The 20504-nt window shown below is 66.0% G+C and carries 18 protein-coding genes and 2 pseudogenes; 8 read left to right on the forward strand and 12 right to left on the reverse strand.

Annotated elements, in window-relative coordinates; genetic code table 11:
* Positions 1-7 precede the first annotated feature (7 nt).
* From ACJEIK_RS04190 to ACJEIK_RS04200, 3 genes are read right to left on the reverse strand one after another with little or no spacing between them, the layout of a single operon-like run.
* On the reverse strand, positions 8-1603 hold the full coding sequence (locus ACJEIK_RS04190) for an acyl-CoA carboxylase subunit beta (RefSeq protein WP_409431107.1): 1596 nt from the start codon (positions 1601-1603) through the stop codon (positions 8-10).
* Positions 1600-2748, reverse strand: coding sequence for an acyl-CoA dehydrogenase family protein (locus ACJEIK_RS04195; protein WP_061005709.1), 1149 nt, complete (start codon positions 2746-2748; stop codon positions 1600-1602). The genes ACJEIK_RS04190 and ACJEIK_RS04195 overlap by 4 nt, the downstream gene beginning before the upstream one ends.
* On the reverse strand, positions 2745-4382 hold the full coding sequence (locus ACJEIK_RS04200; RefSeq protein WP_237162827.1) for an acyclic terpene utilization AtuA family protein: 1638 nt from the start codon (positions 4380-4382) through the stop codon (positions 2745-2747). The genes ACJEIK_RS04195 and ACJEIK_RS04200 overlap by 4 nt, the downstream gene beginning before the upstream one ends.
* Before the next feature lie 302 nt (positions 4383-4684).
* Here ACJEIK_RS04200 and rpmF point away from each other — a divergent pair, with 302 nt between their 5' ends.
* The 6 genes and pseudogenes from rpmF to ACJEIK_RS04230 all read left to right on the forward strand — a co-directional run.
* Entirely contained in the window at positions 4685-4861 is a 177-nt protein-coding gene (gene rpmF, locus ACJEIK_RS04205) for a 50S ribosomal protein L32 (protein ID WP_133763289.1), read from the forward strand.
* Positions 4862-4939: 78 nt separating this feature from the next.
* On the forward strand, positions 4940-5626 hold the full coding sequence (locus ACJEIK_RS04210; RefSeq protein ID WP_020099048.1) for a response regulator transcription factor: 687 nt from the start codon (positions 4940-4942) through the stop codon (positions 5624-5626).
* A gap of 53 nt (positions 5627-5679) precedes the next feature.
* Entirely contained in the window at positions 5680-7167 is a 1488-nt protein-coding gene (locus ACJEIK_RS04215) for a sensor histidine kinase (RefSeq protein ID WP_061005743.1), read from the forward strand.
* Positions 7168-7279: 112 nt separating this feature from the next.
* Positions 7280-8695, forward strand: coding sequence for a trypsin-like peptidase domain-containing protein (locus ACJEIK_RS04220; protein ID WP_409431108.1), 1416 nt, complete (start codon positions 7280-7282; stop codon positions 8693-8695).
* Positions 8696-8715: 20 nt separating this feature from the next.
* Positions 8716-9240: a molybdenum cofactor biosynthesis protein B gene (locus tag ACJEIK_RS04225; RefSeq protein WP_133763292.1), complete on the forward strand. Its 525-nt coding sequence runs from the start codon at positions 8716-8718 to the stop codon at positions 9238-9240.
* 275 nt (positions 9241-9515) lie between these two features.
* Positions 9516-10412 (forward strand): annotated as a pseudogene (locus tag ACJEIK_RS04230) (IS256 family transposase); the annotation flags it as partial.
* A gap of 164 nt (positions 10413-10576) precedes the next feature.
* Here ACJEIK_RS04230 and ACJEIK_RS04235 read toward each other — a convergent pair.
* The 3 genes from ACJEIK_RS04235 to ACJEIK_RS04245 form a co-directional block, all read right to left on the reverse strand.
* A complete protein-coding gene (locus tag ACJEIK_RS04235; protein ID WP_226522213.1) occupies positions 10577-11350 on the reverse strand; it encodes an ExeA family protein in 774 nt (257 codons plus the stop codon).
* Between the two features lie 38 nt (positions 11351-11388).
* Positions 11389-12852, reverse strand: a complete 1464-nt coding sequence (locus ACJEIK_RS04240; RefSeq protein ID WP_071289796.1) for a DDE-type integrase/transposase/recombinase — start codon at positions 12850-12852, stop codon at positions 11389-11391.
* A gap of 118 nt (positions 12853-12970) precedes the next feature.
* Positions 12971-13561, reverse strand: a complete 591-nt coding sequence (locus ACJEIK_RS04245) for a hypothetical protein (RefSeq protein WP_061000565.1) — start codon at positions 13559-13561, stop codon at positions 12971-12973.
* 57 nt (positions 13562-13618) lie between these two features.
* Here ACJEIK_RS04245 and ACJEIK_RS04250 point away from each other — a divergent pair, with 57 nt between their 5' ends.
* A complete protein-coding gene (locus ACJEIK_RS04250) occupies positions 13619-13903 on the forward strand; it encodes a hypothetical protein (RefSeq protein ID WP_409431109.1) in 285 nt (94 codons plus the stop codon).
* 216 nt (positions 13904-14119) lie between these two features.
* Here the strand turns inward: ACJEIK_RS04250 and ACJEIK_RS04255 are convergent, their stop codons facing one another.
* The 3 genes from ACJEIK_RS04255 to ACJEIK_RS04265 form a co-directional block, all read right to left on the reverse strand.
* Positions 14120-15211, reverse strand: coding sequence for an IS630 family transposase (locus ACJEIK_RS04255; RefSeq protein ID WP_409431110.1), 1092 nt, complete (start codon positions 15209-15211; stop codon positions 14120-14122).
* A gap of 236 nt (positions 15212-15447) precedes the next feature.
* Positions 15448-15870: an IS3 family transposase gene (locus ACJEIK_RS04260; RefSeq protein ID WP_409431111.1), complete on the reverse strand. Its 423-nt coding sequence runs from the start codon at positions 15868-15870 to the stop codon at positions 15448-15450.
* Positions 15867-16187 (reverse strand): transposase, encoded by a 321-nt coding sequence (locus ACJEIK_RS04265; protein ID WP_409431112.1) that lies wholly within the window; start codon positions 16185-16187, stop codon positions 15867-15869. The genes ACJEIK_RS04260 and ACJEIK_RS04265 overlap by 4 nt, the downstream gene beginning before the upstream one ends.
* A gap of 492 nt (positions 16188-16679) precedes the next feature.
* Here ACJEIK_RS04265 and ACJEIK_RS04270 point away from each other — a divergent pair, with 492 nt between their 5' ends.
* The gene (locus ACJEIK_RS04270) at positions 16680-17336 is read left to right on the forward strand and encodes an MspA family porin (RefSeq protein ID WP_071289758.1); all 657 of its coding nucleotides are present in this window, start codon (positions 16680-16682) and stop codon (positions 17334-17336) included.
* A gap of 101 nt (positions 17337-17437) precedes the next feature.
* Here the strand turns inward: ACJEIK_RS04270 and ACJEIK_RS04275 are convergent.
* The 3 genes and pseudogenes from ACJEIK_RS04275 to istA all read right to left on the reverse strand — a co-directional run.
* Positions 17438-17974 (reverse strand): annotated as a pseudogene (locus tag ACJEIK_RS04275) (IS3 family transposase); the annotation flags it as partial.
* Positions 17975-18037: 63 nt separating this feature from the next.
* Positions 18038-18835, reverse strand: a complete 798-nt coding sequence (locus ACJEIK_RS04280) for an ATP-binding protein (RefSeq protein ID WP_138247680.1) — start codon at positions 18833-18835, stop codon at positions 18038-18040.
* Position 18836: 1 nt separating this feature from the next.
* Positions 18837-20447 carry an IS21 family transposase gene (istA, locus tag ACJEIK_RS04285; protein ID WP_406775775.1) on the reverse strand — a complete coding sequence of 537 codons (1611 nt, stop codon included), beginning with the start codon at positions 20445-20447 and terminating at the stop codon, positions 18837-18839.
* Between the last annotated feature and the right edge of the window lie 57 nt (positions 20448-20504).

Raw genomic sequence — 20504 nt, forward strand, 5'->3', positions numbered from 1 at the left:
ACTCAACTCACATCCGGAAGACGCCGAAGTTCGACGTCCCCTCGATCGGGGCATTGGCAATGGCGGACAAGCACATTCCCAGCACGGTGCGGGTGTCGCGGGGGTCGATGATGCCGTCGTCGTAGAGCCGGCCGGACAGGAATGCCGGCAGCGACTCGGCGTCGATCTGCGCTTCGACGGCGGCTCGCAGCGCGGCGTCGGCGGCTTCGTCGACCTGGCCGCCCCGGGCCACGGTGGCCGCCCGGCTGACGATCGAGAGCACACCGGCCAGCTGCGCACCGCCCATCACCGCGGATTTCGCACTGGGCCAGGCGAACAGGAATCGGGGGTCGTAGGCCCGCCCGCACATGCCGTAATGGCCGGCGCCGTACGAGGCACCGATGAGCAGCGAGATGTGCGGCACCTTCGAATTGGAGACGGCGTTGATCATCATCGAGCCGTGCTTGATCATGCCGCCTTCCTCATACGCCTTGCCGACCATGTAGCCGGTGGTGTTGTGCAGGAACAACAATGGCGTGTCGGAGCGGTTGGCCAGCTGGATGAACTGGGTGGCCTTCTGGGATTCCTCACTGAACAACACGCCACGCGCGTTGGCCAGGATGCCGACGGGGTAGCCCCAGAGGTTGGCCCAGCCGGTCACCAGCGACGAGCCGTACAGCGGCTTGAATTCGTCGAAGTCCGAGCCGTCGACGATGCGGGCGATGACGTCACGCGGATCGAACGGGATGCGCAGATCGGCACCGACGATGCCGAGCAGTTCGTCTTCTGGATACAGCGGCGGCACGACCGGTGCCGGCGTCGGGCCCTGCTTGCGCCAGTTCAGCCGGGCCACGATGCGCCGGCCGATGCGGATGGCGTCGAGCTCGTCCTGGGCCAGGTAGTCACCGAGACCCGATGTGCGGGAGTGCATTTCGGCGCCGCCGAGCGATTCGTCGTCGGACTCTTCGCCGGTGGCCATCTTGACCAGCGGTGGCCCGGCCAGGAACACCTTTGAGCGTTCTTTGATCATCACCACGTGGTCGGACATGCCGGGGATGTAGGCGCCGCCGGCCGTCGAGTTGCCGAACACCAGCGCGATGGTCGGGATGCCCTCTGCCGACAGCCGGGTCAGGTCGCGGAACATCGCGCCACCGGGAATGAAGATTTCCTTCTGCGTGGGCAGATCCGCGCCGCCCGACTCGACCATCGAGATCACCGGCAGCCGGTTCTCGCGGGCAATCTGGTTGGCGCGCAGGATCTTCTTGAGCGTCCACGGGTTGCTCGTGCCGCCCTTGACCGTCGGATCATTGGCGACGATCAGGCACTCGACGCCCTCGACCGTCCCGATGCCGGTGACCAGGCTGGCGCCGACGACAAAGTCGCTGCCCCAGGCGGCCAGGGGGCTCAGCTCCAGGAATGGCGAATCCTGGTCGACCAGCTGCTCGATGCGTTCACGTGCGGTGAGCTTGCCCCGGGCATGGTGGCGGTCAACGTATTTCGCGCCGCCTCCGGCCAGCGCCTTGGCGTGTTCGGCATCCAGCTCGGTGAGCTTGGCCGTCATCGCCGCGGCTGCTTCGGTGTAGCCCGCCGCCGCGGTGTCGAGCCGAGATTTGAGGGCGGTCATGACTGGAATCCCAACGTCTTGGCAGCCAGCGAGGTGAGAATCTCGGTGGTGCCGCCGCCGATGCCGATGATGCGCATGTCGCGGTACTGCCGTTCGATTTCCGACTCGGCCATGTAGCCCATGCCGCCGAACAACTGGACGCCCGCATTGGCCACCCACTCACCGGCCTCGACGGCCGTGTTCTTCGCGAAACAGACCTCGGCGATCAGGTTCGTCTCACCGGCGAGCTCCCGCTCGACCAGGTGATGCGTGTACACCCGGGCGACGTCGATGCGCCGCGCCATCTCGGCGAGGGTGTTCTGCACCGACTGCCGCGTGATGAGCGGCCGGCCGAACGTCTCCCGGTCCCGGCACCACTGCACGGTCAGGTCCAGGCAGCGCTGCGCGCTCGCATACGCCTGCGCGGCAAGGCCGACCCGCTCGGAGACGAAGGCGCCGGCGATCTGTAGGAAGCCGGAGTTCTCGGGCCCGACCAGGTTGGCGGCCGGGACACGGACGTCGACGTAGGACAGCTCGGCGGTGTCCGACGAGCGCCAGCCCATCTTCTCCAGCTTGCGGCTGACGGTGAAGCCCGGCGTGTCCTTGTCCACCACGATCAGCGAAACACCCGCTGCGCCAGGGCCTCCGGTGCGCACCGCTGTCACCACATAGTCGGCACGCACACCCGAGGTGATGTAGGTCTTGGCGCCGTTGATGATGAAGTCGTCACCGTCGCGGTCGGCGCGGGTCGTCAGGTGCCCGACATCCGAGCCGCCGCCGGGTTCGGTGATGGCCAGGGAGCCGATCATCTTGCCCTGCAACGTCGGTCGCACGTAGGTGTCGATCAGTCGCTGGTCGCCCGAGGCGATCATGTGCGGGGTGGAGATGCCGCAGGTGAACAGCGACGCGAAGACGCCGCCGGGCACGCCGGCGTAATGCAGCTCCTCGCAGACGATCACGGCGTCGGCGCCGTCGCCGCCCCCGCCGCCAACGGACTCGGGCGCCTGGGCGCCCAACAGTCCGGCGGCACCGGCTGCCTCGTGCAGCGAACGGGGCAGCTCGCCGCTGCGCTCCCATTCGTCGACGTGGGGGAGGATCTCGCGTTCGGCGAACGCGCGCACGGTCTTTCGCAGTGCGTCACGTTCGGGCGTGGTCCAGATGCTCACGAAAACAGTTCCTCCGGGATGTCGAGATGGCGGGTTCGTAGCCATTCCCCGAGGCCCTTGGCCTGGGGATCGAATCGGGCCTGATACGCGACGCCTTCGCCGAGGATGCCCTCGATGACGAAGTTGATGGCGCGCAGGTTGGGCAGCAGGTGCCGGGTCACGGGCAGCTCGGCTGCCTCGGGCAGGAGCTCGCGCAGCTTCTCGACCGTCAATGCGTTTGCCAGCCAACGCCATTGGTCGTCCGTGCGGACCCAGACCCCGACATTGGCAGAGCCGCCCTTGTCGCCGCTGCGGGCCCCGGCGATGGTGCCCAGCGGTGCGCGACGGACCGGCCCGGCGGGCAGGGGTTCCGGCAGCGCCGGATCGTCGACCGGTCCCAGCGTCACCGTCTCGGCGGACGGCGCGATGTTGGTGCGGGTGCCATCGGCCAGTACCGCCACGTGCGGCACCAGGGCCGCGTCGACGTAGCCGGGCTTGAACAGGCCGTACACCTGGCCGTCGCCCGGGGGCGCGGTGGTGGTGAAGCCCGGGTAGCTGGCCAGCGCGAGTTCGACTGCCGCTGCGGAGAATTGGCGGCCGACCTTGGCCGGATCGGGGTCGCGCACCACGCAGTGCAGCAGCGCGCTGGCGCGCTCCTCGGTGTCGGCGTCGGGATGATCGGTCCGCGCCAGCGTCCACTGCAACTCGGCCGGGCGCTGCGTGATGCCGGCCTCCAGCTGGCGCTGCAGCAGATCGGCCTTCGCCTCGATGTCGAGGCCGGTGAGGATGAACGACGCGGCATTGCGGAAGCCGCCGATGCTGTTGAGGGACACCTTCAACGTGGGCGGCGGCGCCTCGCCGCGGACGCCGGAGATGCGGACCCGGTCCGCGCCGTCGGACGTCAGCTCCAGCGAGTCGACCCGCAGGGTCGCGTCGGGGTTGGCGTAACGCGCGCCGGTGATCTCATACAGCAGCTGCGCGGTGACGGTGTCGACGCTGACGCGTCCGCCGGTGCCGGGGTGCTTGGTGATCACCGACGACCCGTCGGCGGAGATCTCCGCCAGCGGGAAACCGGGGCGGATGAGGTCGGGAATCTCGGTGAAGAAGCTGAAGTTGCCACCGGTGGCCTGCATGCCGCATTCGATGACGTGGCCGGCGGCGATGGCGCCGGCGAGTGCGTCGTAGTCGGTTCGGGCCCAGCCGAAGTGGGCGGCGGCCGGTCCGACGATCACCGAGGCGTCGGTGACCCGGCCGGTGACGACGACGTCGGCGCCGGACTTCAGGCAGTCCACGATGCCCCAGGCGCCGAGGTAGGCGTTGGCCGACAGCGGGGTGCCGAAGCCGAGCTCGTCAGCGCGCGCCACGAGATCGTCGCCCTCGACGTGTGCCACGTTGACCGACAGCCCGAGCTTGTCGGCCAGGGCGCGTACCGCTGCTGCCAGGCCCGCCGGATTGAGGCCGCCGGCGTTGGCCACGATCTTCACGCCCTTGTCCAGGGCGAGGCCGAGGGACTGCTCCAGTTGGCGCAGGAAGGTCTTGGCGTACCCGAGGTCGGGGTTCTTGGCCCGGTCCCGCGCGAGGATCAGCATGGTCAGCTCGGCGAGGTAGTCGCCGGTCAGGTAGTCCAGCTCACCCCCGGCGAGCATCTCGTGCATCGCCGCCAGCCGGTCGCCATAGAACCCTGAGCAGTTACCGATCCGGACTGCTGGTGATGTCACACACACTCCCGTCGTTCAACCAACCGGTAGGGAGGTTAGTCGGTACTAGCGGTACCGAGTCAAGGGGGCTGGGGGTTGCGTGTTGCCCGGTTGGGGCGACGTTTTGGAGCCTACGCAGGTCGGCGGCTATCCTGAGGTGCAATCGCTGCGCACGCGAGGAGCAAGGTAGTTTCTGCCGGCCTTCGTACGTCGCGCGGCTGACCGCAAAGCAATTCCGTTTAGTTAGAGAGGTGCACATCATGGCTGTGCCCAAGCGCAGGATGTCGCGCTCGAACACCCGTAGCCGTCGCGCGCAGTGGAAGGCCGAGGCCACCGGCCTGGTCAGCGTGAACGTCGCCGGTCAGGCACACAAGGTGCCGCGTCGCCTGCTCAAGGCCGCGCGTCTGGGTCTCGTCGACCTCGACCGTCGCGCCTGAACCGACTGACGGTTTTTCTCGCGCCCGCGTGGCGCGTCTTCTCAGTCCGCTCTCAGATGGTGGGGTGAGACTGTGCCTGTGCGAATCCTTGTAGTCGACGATGACCGCGCTGTACGCGAATCACTGCGTCGGTCACTGACTTTCAACGGGTACTCGGTCGAACTGGCTCAAGACGGTGTCGAGGCGCTGGAGCGCATCTCCAGCGACCGGCCCGACGCTGTCGTGCTCGACGACATGATGCCCCGGCTGGATGGGCGCGGTGTCTGCCGTCAGCTGCGCAGCAGCGGTGACGACCTTCCGGTGCTGATGCTGACCGCCCGTGACTCGATCGATGAGCGGGTGGCCGGCCTCGACGCCGGTGCCGACGATTACCTGCCGAAGCCTTTCGCGCTCGAGGAGCTCCTGGCCCGGATGCGGGCCCTGCTCCGCCGTACCGGCCCCGCCGACGGCGCCGAGTCGGCGGCGTTGACGTTTTCCGACCTCAGCCTCGATCCGGTGACCCGCGAGGTCACCCGGGGGTCCCGGTCGATCAGCCTGACCCGCACCGAGTTCTCGCTGCTCGAGATGCTCATCCACAACCCGCGCCGGGTACTCAGCCGCAGCCGGATCCTCGAAGAGGTGTGGGGCTTCGATTTTCCGACGTCGGGCAATGCCCTCGAGGTCTACGTCGGGTACCTGCGCCGCAAGACCGAGGCCGAGGGAGAACCACGCCTGATCCATACCGTGCGCGGCGTGGGTTACGTGCTGCGTGAGACGCCGCCCTGATGCTCGACAAGCTTCGCGCAACCGTGGATCGGAAGATGCGGGAAGTGCCGCAGATGCCGGCGACGACGCCGGACGGCACGGTGCAACACGACGCCAGCTCGGTGTCGCTGAAATGGCGCGTCATGCTGCTCGCGATGTCGATGGTGGCGATGGTCGTCGTCCTCATGTCGGTCGCGGTGTACGTGGTGGTGTCCAAGGCGCTGTACGGCGACATCGACAACCAGTTGCACAGCCGCGCGCAACTGCTCATCGAGAGCGGTTCCCTGGCCGTCGACCCCGGCAAGGCCATCGAGGGCACCGCCTACTCGGACGTCAACGCGATGTACGTCATCCCGGGCCAGTCGATCTACACCGCGAATCAGCAGGGGCAGACGCTGCCGCTCGGGACGCCGGAGAAGGACGTCATCGCCGGCAAGCTGCTGATGTCGTTGCGTACCACCAACTATCAGCGCGTGCTGGCGGTGCATCTGCAGTCGGGTAACTCGCTGCTGATCTCGAAGAATCTCTGGCCCACCAGCCAGGTGCTCAAACGGCTGGGCACCATTTTGCTCATCGTGGGTGGAATCGGCATGGCCGTCGCCGCGATCGCCGGTGGCACGGTCGCGCGGACCGGGCTGAGACCCGTGGCCCGGTTGACCGAGGCCACCGAACGCGTGGCCCGCACCGATGATCTGCGCCCCATCCCGGTGTACGGCAATGACGAATTGGCCAGGCTGACAGAGGCTTTCAACATGATGTTGCGGGCGCTCGCCGAGTCGAGAGACCGGCAGGCCCGGTTGGTGTCGGATGCCGGGCATGAGTTGCGCACACCGCTGACGTCACTGCGGACCAATGTCGAACTGCTGATGGCGGCCATGGCACCCGGTGCGCCGCCGTTCCCCGAGGAGGAGATGGCGGGTCTGCAGTCCGACGTCATCGCCCAGATCGAGGAGCTGTCCACGCTCGTCGGCGACCTGGTCGACCTGACCCGCGACGACGCCGCGGTGACGGTCCACGAGCCCGTCGAGATGGCCGAGGTCGTCGAGCGTAGTCTGGAACGAGTTCGCCGCCGCCGCAACGACATTGACTTCGACGTCGACATCGCCGGCTGGCAGGTGTACGGCGACGGGGCCGGGTTGTCCCGGGCGGTGCTGAACCTGCTCGACAACGCCGCCAAGTGGAGTCCGGCCGGCTCGGTGGTGGTGGTCCGGCTCGGGCGCATCAATCCGACGCACGCCGAGCTCGTGGTGTCCGACTGGGGGCCGGGTATCCCGCCGCAGGAGCGGGCGCTGGTGTTCGAGCGCTTCTACCGGTCGACGACGGCACGGGCGATGCCCGGTTCCGGTCTCGGGCTGGCCATCGTCAAGCAGGTTGTGCTCAAACATGGTGGCGCACTGCGGATCGAGGACACCGTGCCGGGCGGGTCGCCGCCGGGCACGTCGATCCATCTCGTGTTGCCGGGACGGCCCTCGGGCGTGACCGCAACACACCGGCCCTCTGGGCTGGACGTAACGGGCGTGACCACGGAAAATGAACCTGCCCGGACGGGGGAGGAAGTCTAGGGTGCGGCCTGTGGTGTCTCAGTGGATTCTCAGCCCGAAAGGGCACCGTCGGGTCATGTCGTTCGTTGTCCCGGCAACGAAAGCGGAAATACAGGAAGAGTGTCGACCAGTAATGACGAATCACCCGAGGTACTCGCAGCAGCCCGAGTCCGGTCGGCGTCCTGATTCCTATCAGTCCGCACCTGGCTACGGCGCGTCGCCGCAGCAGGGGTCGTCGTACGACTGGCGCTACGCCGGCCAGCAACAGAACACCGGGCAGTACCCCACGGGCAGCTACTCGACCGGTCAGTACCAGACGGGGCAGCACCAGACCGGTTCGTACACCACCGGCCAGTACTCGACGGGCCAGTACGGCACGCAGCCGTACGACCCCTATCGCAACGGGTCGCCGAACGGCCGGCCTTCGATCGCGCCCCGGCCGCAAAACCGTTCCCGCACAGGGACTCTGATCGCCGGTATGGCGGCGGTGGCACTGGTGTCCGCGGGTATCGGCGGCGGCATCGTGATGCTGGCGCAGCCCGACTACTCGAGCAGCTCGACCTCGTTGGGCGGTTCGGCGCGCGGACAGCACGCCGGGAATGCGCCGATCGGTTCGGTGGAGCAGGTCGCCGCCAAGGTGGTGCCCAGTGTCGTGAAACTCGAGACCGACATGGGCCGGGCCTCCGAGGAGGGCTCGGGCATCATCCTGTCCGCCGACGGGCTCATCCTCACCAACAACCACGTGGTGGCCGGTGCCAAAGACGCCCCGCCGCCCGGGGCTCCGCCGGTGCAGACCAAGGTCACGTTCAACACCGGTAGCACCGCGACGTTCCAGATCGTCGGGACGGATCCGAGCAGTGACATCGCAGTCGTGCGGGCCAAGGGCGTCTCGGGCCTGACGCCCATCGCGCTGGGATCGTCGTCCAACCTGGTGGTGGGCCAGCAGGTGGTGGCCGTCGGTTCGCCGCTGGGTCTGCAGGGCACGGTGACCGAGGGCATCATCAGCTCGCTGAATCGCCCCGTCGCCGCCGGCGGCGATGCCAAGAACCAGAACACCGTGCTGGACGCCATCCAGACCGACGCCGCGATCAACCCCGGCAACTCCGGTGGCGCGCTCGTCAACATGAGCGGCGAGCTGGTCGGCATCAACTCGGCGATCGCGACGCTCGGCGGGGATTCCGGCCAGTCGCAGAGCGGTTCGATCGGCCTGGGCTTCGCCATTCCGGTGGACCAGGCCAAGCGCATCGCCGACGAGCTGATCAAGAACGGCATCGCGAGCCATGCGTCGCTCGGCGTGCAGGTTGGCAACGACAAGACCATCGACGGCGCCAAGATCGTCGACGTCACCAACGGCGGCGCGGCCCAGTCGGCCGGCCTGCCCAGCGGTGTGGTGGTGACCAAGGTGGACGACCGGGTGATCAGCAGCGCCGATGCGCTGGTGGCGGCGGTGCGCTCGAAGGCGCCCGGAGACAAGGTCACGTTGACCTACCTGGACACCGCGGGCAAACCGCAGACCGTTCAGGTGACCCTGGGTAGGGCGCAGCAGTGATGGGAACGGGGCGGAGTTCGATGTCAGAGGCGGGATATACGGTGACAGGCATGGAACAGGCAGGGGAATTGGCCGGGCGCGCACTCGTCGTGGTCGTGGATGACCGGACCGCGCACGGCGAAGAGGATCACAGCGGCCCGTTGGTCACCGAACTGCTCGGTGAGGCCGGCTTCCTCGTCGACGGCGTCGTCGTGGTCCCGGCCGATGAGATCGAGATTCGCAATGCCCTGAACACCGCGGTGATCGGTGGTGTCGACCTGGTCATCTCGGTTGGTGGCACCGGCGTCAGCCCGCGCGATGTCACGCCGGAAGCCACCCGCACCATGCTCGATCGGGAGTTGCTGGGTATCGCCGAGGCGCTGCGTTCCTCGGGCCTCGCCGCGGGCATTTCGGACGCTGGGCTCTCACGTGGCCTGGCCGGGGTCTCGGGAAGCACGCTGGTGGTCAACATCGCCGGCTCGCGTGCGTCGGTGCGCGACGGTATGGCGACGCTGGGGCCGTTGGCGGCGTACATCATCGCGCAGCTGTCCAGCCTGGACATCTGATAGCTGAGCTCCCATGGGGCTCGATGGTCGAACGGAGTGGTCATGGGCTCGTCCCACCTGAACCCTTCAATTTGGCAAAGGTGTGATCTTGATCATACTCGTGGTGGCTTGTGATGAGCGATACACAGCCCTCGCGCGACCTAGTTAACAAGGTGTTCGGCGACGTTTTGCCGGACGTTACCCGGGACGAATGTAACGATCAGCCAGATTCGGGGGATGGTGACCGGGATCGCTGGCTACGGGAAAACGTCCCGCCGCACCACAGCTGAACAACATTTCACCTCGCGTCGACGATCGGGACCGAGGTGTCGCACGAGACGATCTCCAAGATCGTCGACGAGATCTCCGATGAGGTGCTGGCCTGGCAGCGCCGGCCGTTGGAGCCGCTGTATCCGGTGATCTACCTCGACGCGATGATCGTGAAGGTCAAAGACGGTGGCCACACCCGCAACAAGGCCGCGCACATCGCCGTGGGCGTGGATATGGCCGGGGTCGAGAACGTTCTGGGGATCTGGGTCCAGCCCAATGAAGGTGCCTCGTTCTGGGCGTCGGTGTGCGCGGACCTGGCCAATCGGGGTGTCAAGGACGTGCTCATCGTGTGCTGCGACGGGCTCACGGGCTTTCCGGAGGCGATCGCCGCGACCTGGTCGCAGGCCGCGGTGCAGACCTGCGTGGTGCACCTGATCCGCAACGCGCTGCGGTTCGTGTCCTATGCCGATCGCAAGGCCGTGGCCGCGGCGCTCAAGCCGATCTACACCGCACCCGATGCCGACGCTGCCCGCGTCGAGTTGGACGCGTTCGCCGCCTCGGATCTTGGGAAGAAGAACCCAACGGTGACAATGGTTTTCGAACGGGCATGGGAGCAGTTCATCCCGTTTTTAGCGTTCCCGCCCGAGCTGCGCCGGGTGATCTACACAACCAACTCAATCGAATCGCTGAACTACCAGATGCGCAAGATCATCAAGAACCACGGCCAGTTCCCCAACGATGCCTCGGTCGTCAAATTGCTGTGGCTGGCGATCTGCAACATCGAAGACAAACGCGCCGCCGAGCGGGCCAAGGAACGCGGCCAGAAACAGGGCCGCACAGCCCCCGGACGCCTCGTGGAAGGGCAGGTGGTCACCAACTGGAAGGAAGCACTCGAACAACCCGCAGTGCTGCGGCCTGGGTGATTGTTGGCCGTCGTTGAAGATGACGATGTCGGCGTCATCGGTGTTGATGACGATGCACTGATGAGAACGCCCCGCTCGACTGTGGCGAGCGGGGCGTTTGTGATCTCGGTGACGGGATCCTCGTCGCGGTGACGTGGTCGTCGCCGTGGTGAAGCGGATCGGGTTCAGTCGGTTGCTGTTTCGCTGATGGCGATGCGGGCGGCTTTCTCCCCGACGATGGAGTGCCCGGCGGCGAACGCGGCCGTGAGCGCGTGCAGGGCGAGATTGTTGACCGCACGCGGATGTCCACGGGAGGCGTTGTGGATCAGGGTCATCGCGTCGTCGGCGAACAGCGCATCGGAGCGGCCGGCGATCTTGGTGTGATGCCCGATGTAGTCGGCGGTGTCGGCCGCTGTCATGCCGGGCAGGGTGTAGCGCACGGCGATGCGCTGATCCAACGCGGCCAGAACACCCAGACGCAGTCGGTGCCGCAGGGTGGGTTGCCCGACCAGGACCACGGCGAACGGTGAACCACTGTCCATGTCGTGGTTGGTCAGCAGCCGGATCGCTTCGAGTTGATGGTTGTCGAGCAGGTGGGCTTCATCGACGACTAACACGGGGTTGCGGCCACGTTCAGCGTGCTCGGCGGCCAAGGCGTCTGCGGCTTGGGGAGCCAGCCGGGCGGTGTGAAACGCCGGGGTGTGCCCGAGGGTGGCCACGATGTGGGTGAGCATGCCGCGCACCCCGATGGTGGGGTTGGCGAGGTAGATGATTACGTGCCGCGCCGGATCCAAGGAGGTGGCTGCCGCGCGGATCGCGACGGTTTTGCCAGCGCCGACTTCGCCGGTGATGACGCCGATGGCGCATTGGTCCACACACCAGCCGATGCGGGCGATCGCTTCGCTGTGGCCGGGGTGGCGGTGCAGCATCGACGGCGCCAGATCCCGCCCGAACGGCATCCGTGTGAAGCCCCAATGTGATTGCAACCGTTGAATACTCACGCCGACACCCCGTCCTCGAACTCGTCCTCGGTGGGAGCGAGGTCGGTGATCGAGAGCTGAGCGGCGACCTGGTCGCCGTCGGAGTCGGTTCCGTAGAGGGCGTGATAGCCGATACGTTCATCCTCACGCAGCTGCTCGTGATGGGCGGCAGCGGTCAACGCCAGGTAATCGATCCCCGTCGTTGCCGGCGGGGTCTCGACGGTCTCGGGTCGGGCTTTCGGGTGGGCATGGCGGCTGATGGTGTGCGGTGTCGCGGCACCGAAACTCTGGTCGCGGTGGCGGACCTCGACGGTCTGCAGGTCGAACGGGGAGAACACCAGCTCCACGCGGCGCCCGGCCAGGGCGGGGTCGACCTGGTAGGTGTTGGAATGCAGGGAGACGGTGGCGGTCTTGGTCACCACCCGAAATTCCGACCACAAGAACGCCTCGGTCAGATCCGCCGCCGTCGGCAACTCCGGAGTGTGACCAAGGCGGTCCCAGCCGGTGTCCCAGCGCTCCAGTGGGGATTGCCCGGTCTCGGTATGGGTGCGGCGGTGGTATTCGGTCTCGACCCAGGCCATGAACAGCCGGTTGAGCTCCAACAGCGCACCGGTGTGGTCGACCCCGGCGGCGGCGAGGTCCTCGGTGGTGGTGTCGGTGACCTCAACGAGGAACTGCCCACGCACGGTGCGGAAGAACCGTTCAATCTTGCCCCGTCCCTGCGGGCGCCCGGGCGCCGAATGTACCAGTCGGATACCGAGTTTCGCGCACGCCCGCAGCAGCCAGGCATCGACGAACGCCGAACCATTGTCGACATAAATCGAGGCTGGCACGCCGCGGGCGGCCAGCGCGGGTTTGAGCGCGGCCGCCAGACGCACGGTGTCCTCGGCGAACCCGAACCGGTGACCGACCACCAACCGAGAATGGTCGTCGAGGAAGGCGAACAGGTAGGTCTTGCGGTCACCGACCCGCGGACCGTGCAGAGCGTCGCCGACCCACAGTTCGTTGGGGTCGGCGGCTTCGAACCGGCCGAACACCTCCCTGGCGCCACCGGCGGCCGGGCCCATCAGCTCGCAGCGATGGAAATGGCGCAGCAGGGTCGATTCCGAGGGTGCCCATCCGGTCGCGGTGCGCAGGATGCGGGCCACCTGGGCGGTGGTGCGTGACGGATTCTCCCGCTTCAACGAGGCGGCCAGCTCCAGCACCCCGACATCGGTGCGGGTGGCCAGCCGGCGCGGCTCGGGCACCAACGCTTCGAACCCGCCGGCCCGGTAGCGACGGATCCAACGGTCCAGGGTGGCTCGCGCGATCTGGACCTGGGTGCCGAACGGGTCGATATGGCGACGTTCGGCGATCTCGCGGACCAGCCGACCCCGTTGGCGGGTCGATAACCCCTCGTCCAGCGCCGGGCAGATCAGCTGATACCGGAACAGTCCGATCGCTTGGGCCCGCTCCCGACGCTTGTGCTCCTCCAATGACACCGCAGTGCCCTCCTCGCAGTCGAAGGCCCTGCCCGAAACCAATGCCGGGCAGGTGCCTTCGCGAGGATCACCGATCACGCCGCGCCGCGTCAGAGGCAACTGGTGTTGCGTACCGGACCTACCGCATCCAGGACCAGCCCGGTGAGAGCAGCCGGCCGCCGCTGACCGCGACCAGCACCTGTGCCGGCGTCACCGCGCCCACCAATCCGGCCGGTCCGAACCGCTGCCGGATCGCCGCCGCCGCGGCGTTGACCGCCGCCACCACGTCACCCCAGGGACTGCTCCGCTCGTCGGGAATCGTCACATCGATCCCGACTCGAACCGCCACCATGAGGAACCGCGCCCGAACCGCCTCAAGTCGCCCGCCGGCCCGACGTAGCCAGCCGCGGACCGTGGCCGCCGGAACCCGCAACTGCTCAGCGATCTGCCGATACCCCTGCCCGTGGCCGCGCAGCGACAAAGACTCCCAAATCACCTGTGCCGCATAAGCCCTACGCAGCAACACCGTGACCGGCAACAACACATGGGTCACCAGACACGACCGGCACCGCGCCCGCCGCGGCCGAACCGCACCGGCCAGACCGACGACACGGCGAGTGCGGGCGAATCCCCAGCCGCCAAGAACACCCTGCGAGCACGCCGGGCAGCTGATCTGGCCAGCTGCCAACCGGGACTCGACGCAGACCAGATCAGCCTCTACCGTCACCATCAGTGCCTCCGTGCACTACAGCGCGGCACCCTGCGAGCCCGCCAAGACTTCGGCGGGGTGCCGCGCACCCATCAGTTCCTCATCACACTGATGGTGCACACCACCAAGCTCAAGCCGGCGGGCCACGCCACCGATCACATCGGCAAGATCAATGACGAATGGCCACCCCGTGATAGCCATCCAGAGAGACGGTCAACAGGTGATGGTGGTCCGCACCAATATGTCGGTGTTGCCGGTGGCGCATTCTCAGCCCACGATCCGCCCGGCGTAGGCGTCGATGGCGAACGCGGTGTCCACGAACGCCCCGCCAGCCAATCGGACGTAGACATCCCACGCGAGTGAGTTGTCAAGCAGCGGCCGGATTTTCCTGCTCTCGGTGTGGCCAGGCAGCGATGTCGTCCCACATCTGGCCGTTGGCCAAGCACCACCTCGGCCCAGTCGACCCCGCAGGTCAGCGTCATGTAGTTGTCTCCGTTCCAGTTGCCGCGTGTTCTCCTTCGTTGAGCTCGAGGCTGGTGCGGCGACCTAATGGACAGCGCTCGATGGCGCGGCATCTCACTAGTGTCCTGCGCCGGGAATCCGTTGAAGATATAGGGAGAGGCGTTCGAGGATATCGTCTGCGGTTCTGGTCCAGCTGAATGGCCGTGGATTTTCATTCCACACTCGGATCCAGTCACGAATATCGTTCTCCAGAGCCTGAATTGAGCGGTGTGTTCCGCGGCGCAACTTCTTGTCGGTCAGCAACCCGAACCAGCGTTCGACCTGATTGAGCCACGATGAGTAGGTCGGGGTGAAATGCATGTGGAAACGCGGATGTGCGGCAAGCCATTTCGCGACCGCTGGTGATTTGTGGGTGGCGTAGTTGTCACAGATCAAGTGGACGTCCAACTCGGCGGGGATCTGCTGGTCAAGTTTGGTGAGGAACTTCTTGAACTCCACCGCGCGGTGCCGGCGATGGATCGATCCGTAGATCTCGCCGGTGGCCACGTCTAAGGCGGCGAACAGCGTGGTGATGCCGTGACGTACATAGTCGTGGGTGCGGCGCTCCGGCATGCCGGGCATCATCGGCAGCACCGGAACTGACCGGTCCAACGCCTGGATCTGTGACTTTTCGTCCACACAGAGCACCAACGCCTTCTCCGGCGGGTCCAGATACAACCCGACCACATCGCGGACCTTGTCGACGAACTGCGGGTCGTTGCTGATCTTGAAGGTGTCGACCAAATGCGGTTTGAGTCCGAACGCTTTCCACACACGACCCACCGTGGACTTCGACAGTCCCGACTCCTTGGCCATCGACGCGCGCGACCAATGGGTGGCATCGGTCGGCGTGCGTTCCAATGTCGCCACGAGCACCGCCTCGATCTGCTCATCGGTGATGGTGCGCGGCCCACCCGGACGCGGATCGTCATCGAGGCCGTCAAGACGATCGGCCAGGAACCGCCGGCGCCACTTACCCACCGTCTGTGGCCACACGCCCTCCTCGGCCGCCACCTCCTTGTTGGATTTACCTGCCGCACAACCCAACACGATCCGAGACCGCTGCGCCAACGCCTGCGAGGACTTCGCCCGCCGCGCCCACCGCTGCAACGTCTCACGCTCGTCATCGGTCAACACCAACTCAACTACCGGCCTGCCCCTGCTCGCCACCAGCCAATTCTACAATTAATCAATGGATTCCCGGCGCAGGACACTAGCCGATCACGTACCTCGTGGCGGACCGGCAGGGTCACCGTCTACATAAGAGATCTCTGACGCGTCCGTGTCATCACATGCAGTGATCACCTGCCGGCAGCTCACCGGCCAGACTGCGCCCGGATCGGTGAAATCTCAGTGACCCCTGCCGGTTCGCCTCCTGCGTGTCGGAACGAAATCCGACTCTCCCATTAGGTGATATCGACCACCCGCAGCTGATTCGGTTGGGTGGCAACGAAATTGCGCTTCACCAGGTCCTTCGGTTTGGTCGGATCAGGATCGACGTGGGTGGTGAACACCCGCCGCCCGCGGTGCACTCCGCGTACCCCGGCCAGGCGCATCAGCCGGCGGGTCTGTTCACGGCCGACGGCGTAGCCTTCCCGCCGCAGCAGAGCATGCATTTTCTTCACCCCATACACCGAGAAATTCTGCTCGTGTAAGGTCCTGATGGTGTCGACCAGTTGCGCGTCGCTGATCGAACGTGCCGATACTGCACGGGATTTGGCGGCACGATAGCCACGCGAGGTGATCCAGCCCATGAGTGTGGCACCCAGGGTGCGGCAGATGAGCTCAACCCCGAACTGGCCGCGATAGGTGTCGATGAACGCGATCATTTCGTCGTGGGGCGGTCGAGCTCTGCGGCAAAAAACGCCGACGCGGCTTTGAGGATCTCGTTGGCCCGGCAGGCCTCGGCGAGCTCACGCTTGAGCCGACGGATCTCCGCATGCTCGGCGCTGGTGGTGCCCGTACGCTCGCCGGCGTCGACCTGAGCCTTACGCAACCACCGGCGCACGGTTTCCTCGGCCACATGCATCTTGGCCGCGACCCGGCGGATCGCCTCGTACTCGGTCAGCACCGAGTCTTCCTCCATGACCGCCGCCACCAAGCGGACCGCTTTGTGCCGGATCTCCGGCGGATACTGCTTCGGCATGATTCCAATCCTCCAATACGGATCGGAACAAAACCTGGGGTAGTTCAGGGGCGGATCAACTGGAGAAGAACCCCAGCGAGGCCAGTTCATCCGTCGCCGCTTCCGGCACGGTGGAAACGTTACCGGCGGACGGCATGCCACGTGAGGTCATTGAGGCGCCGCCTATTGGAAACGATTTTCGACAAGCCCTTGGGTGTCGGGTATCGTCGGCAGCCATTAATGAAAACAATTTTCACTTAGTTGACGGAGGTTCCATGGAAGCTGGCATTCACCCAGGCCACCACCACCCGGTCGCCTTCCGGGACGCCACCCCCGGCCGCACGTTCCTGACCCGCTCCACCGCCACCAGCTCGCGAACCGTGCATGAATTTCGTGTTCAATGATGTGGAATTGGCAAGAGCAACATGCGAATTCGCCCATCGGACACATATGGACATCTTGCGACCGTTGCACGGATGGCGTATTAGCGCCACCGGCTAGGTTGGGGAGAGCATGAGGGTGGTTGGTCGGGTGCTGTTGGCGATGGCAGCGGCGGTGTCGTCGCCGTTCCTGGGCGCGGGGGCAGGGACGTCCCATGCGGGTCTGGACAATGAGCTGAGCCTGGTCGATGGTCAGGATCGGACGTTGACGGTGCAGCAGTGGGACACGTTCCTCAACGGGGTGTTCCCTCTGGATCGCAACCGGTTGACGCGTGAGTGGTTCCATTCGGGCCGGGCCAAGTACAACTGCGCTGGTACGGGTTGTGATGGGTTCGCGGGCACGTTGGAGTTGGGTTATCAGATTGGTTTCCCATGGTCGCTGGGTGTGGGGATCAATTTCAGTTACACCACACCGAACATCCTGCTCGATGATGTGACGCCGGCGACGTTCTTCCCGGGCACCATCGGCAGCGGTTTCGGTGGCATCATCACGCCGAACCTATTCCCGGGTGTGTCGATTTCTGCTGACCTGGGCAATGGTCCGGGTATCCAGGAAGTCGCGACGTTCTCGGTGGACGTGTCCGGCCCGGCCGGTGCTGTTGCCGTCTCGAATGCCCATGGCACGGTCACTGGCGCCGCCGGCGGTGTTCTTCTGCGTCCCTTCGCCCGGCTGATCGCCAAGACCGGTGATAGCGTCACCACCTACGGCGAACCCTGGAACATGAACTGAATCGCCCCGACTTTCGTGCCACCTGGGGTTGACCCCTGACGGTGGACACCTAACTGGTGGGACTGAACCGCTGGGCTTGACCCTGTTTGGTGGACACAGGGTCAGGCGGCTTGTGCCGTCTGATTGATCCGGTTTTCAAACTCGACGGGGCTGATCATGCCCAGTGCGCTGTGACGCCGGCGGCGGTTGTAGACCCGCTCGATCCAGTCACCGACGGCGAGCCTAGCGGCAGCTTTCGTCGGCCACAACCGCCGGTCGTAAAACTCGACTTTCAGTGTCGCCCATAATGATTCAGTCGCAGCGTTATCCCAGCACACCCCGGTACGGCCCACCGACCGCAGCAGGTTGTTCTCCCGGGCGAACCGAGCCAGCTGCGCCGAGGTGTACTGACAGCCCCGATCGGCATGGAAAATCACCTTCTCCGGCAACGGGCCACGCAACGCGATCGCCATCGTCAACGCCGACTCGACAACATCGGTATGCAGGGTATCGGCGATCGCCCAACCGATCACCCGCCGCGAATGCCCGTCCCGTACCGCCGCCAGATACAACCAGCCTTCCCCAGTCCGCAGATAGGTGATGTCGCTGGTCCACACCGCGTTGAGCACACCGGTATCGAAACGACGTTTGACCAGGTCCGTGTCGCTTGCCAGGGTGATGGGACCACCTGATTGCCAGGGGGATGGGACCACCGTGGCGCGTTATTGAGGATGCTCGTCGGCGGGGTCTGGGTCAAGCTGAGGGCGGGTCCGTTGGCGGTAGGACGGTCCTTCGATGACCAGGGTGTGCGCGGCGGAGGTCAGTCGGTCGATGGCTGATTGGGCGAGCAGGGTGTCGGCGGTCATGGTCAGCCATTCGGCGGGCTCGCGGTTCGACGTCATGATCGTGGTCTTGGCGCGGTGGCGCTCGACGACGATTTCGTAGAAGTCGCTGGTTTCGGTGGCGTCGAGGGGGCGTAGCGCGAAGTCGTCGATGATCAGAACGTCGACGGCGGCCAGGCGGCGGATCTCGGCGTCGACGGTGTGGTCGAGGCGGGCGGCGCGCAGCCGGGTGAACAGTTTGTCGGCGCGGCCGAACACGACGGTGTGTCTGCGTCGAATAGCCATGTTTCCCAATGCTGTTGCCAGATGCGTCTTGCCAACGCCGACGGGCCCGAGGACGATCGCGGACTGGCCGGCATCGAGGAACCGTAGCGAGGTGAGATCACCGAGCAGGGTGCGGTCATAGCGCAGGTCGCCGTGGGCGGTCCAGGTATCAAACCGCATGCTCGGATCGAGTCCGGCTTTGGCCGCTCGTAGTGCCGCGGAGCGGGATTCGCGTCGGGAGACCTCGTCAGCCAGCAGTGTTTCCAGGAAGCCGATGTGGCTGAGTTTGTGTTGTCGGGCCAAGGCGGCGCGTTCGGGCAGGGTGTCAGCCAGTGCACCGAGCTTGAGGGCTTTGAGCAGTCGGAGCAGATCAGCGCCGATCGGGTCGGTAGCTCCACGGGCGGTGGTAGTCATGTCAGCGGTTCTCCTCGGAAACGATGGTCAATGATGTTGGGGTGGAGTTGAATTCGGAAGGATCACGGGCGAAGCGGGTCGCGGTGTGACCGACCGCTTTCGGCAGGGCCGGGGAGCTGGTCTCGGTGGCACGCTCGAGCATGGAGGCGATCTTGTTCACCGAGACGACATCGAGATCCAGCGACAATGAACAGGCCTGTTCGACCCGGTCGGCGCCGTAGCGGCGCACCAGACCCAGCAGCCGGTAGACGGTACGCATCTTCGTCCAGGGCAGCCGGTCATCGAGGATGCGTTCGGCGTAGATCCCGACGTTGGGGCCGTGCGCGGCGCAGGTGGCGATCAATGTCGTCACATCGCGCAGCGCGTAGCCGGTCTTGTGTTCGGGCAGATCAGCGGGGTCGGTGCTGCGCCCACCGGCCGGTTGGCGGGGATGGACCTTGACCAGCACGCCGCGGCGATAGAACTTCACCAGCTCGGTGTCGGCGCGCACGTCCAGGTACTGACCGATCCAGCATTCGGGCAGCGAATACAGGGCCTTGGCGACCTCGGCGTGGAAGTCGCGGTGGACCTTGACCGTCTTGAACACCGGCACGTCATAGACCTGCGGCACCGCCAACAGCCGGGGCTGCTCTTCGTCGGTGAACACCTCCAGCGGGCGTGCGCAGGTGGTGCCGTGGGTGCGGGTGCCCGCAGTGTCACGACACCACGCTGTGGCGGCGTCCTGCGCCTGCTGCAGACTGGTGAATGTTTCTCCGTCCCAGAAGTTTCGCCGCACGTACTGCACGGCGCGTTCCACCCGTGGCTTGTCTTTCGGCGAGGCCACCCTGGCGGGGTCGGTCAGAAACCCGCTATGCCCGGCGTAGTCCAGCCAGCCCTGGCTGAACTGCGGGTTGACCGCGTCCGCGGCGGCGATCACCGGTTTGAGGTTGTCGGGGATCAGCACGGCGAACACCCCGCCGAAGAACTCCCAGGCCGCCTCGCAGCCGGCGATCACCGCGGCCAGGGTCTGCGAGTACGACAACCACACGAACATGTGCCGGGAGTACACCGCGGTGAAGATCAGCGCGTGCACCTTGCGGCGGCGCCCGTCAGCAGCGTCGGTGAGCATCCCCAGGTAGCCGAAGTCGACCTGGCACTCCACTCCGGGATCGCCATCAGCGACCCGCACCGTGAGGTCTTTGCGGCCGAAACCGCAACGCTGGCTGGCGAATCGGTGCAACGTCCGATACGGCACCACACACCCCTGCCGGGCCAACAGGGTGTGGATCTTCGTGACCGTCAACGGCCGATGCTCACCGGTGCCGGCCACCCAGGCGGTGATCTGATCTTCGAAGCCCACCAGCTGCTCCCACGCCGCCCCGTGGCCATCGGGGCGCACCGGACGCACCGCCTCGGCAACCATCCCGATCAACGCATCATCGACCGCGCTGACGTCGTCGTCGCGACGCAAACCCGCCGCCTGGGCGGCCTCGACGTAGCGGCGCACCGTCTTGCGGTCCAGGCCGCAATGCGCGGCAATGCTGCGGTACCCCGGCGCCGGCAGTCCCACCACCCCCAGCCACACCCGCAGCACTTCCCTGATCTCATTCACACTGACCTCCCGAAAAGCCATGCCCGCCGACCTCCGTGACCTTGAGCCGTCACGGCGATCGAACGAACAAATGAAAAG

Source organism: Mycobacterium sp. SMC-16 (assembly GCF_046250085.1).
Taxonomy (GTDB): domain Bacteria; phylum Actinomycetota; class Actinomycetes; order Mycobacteriales; family Mycobacteriaceae; genus Mycobacterium; species Mycobacterium phocaicum.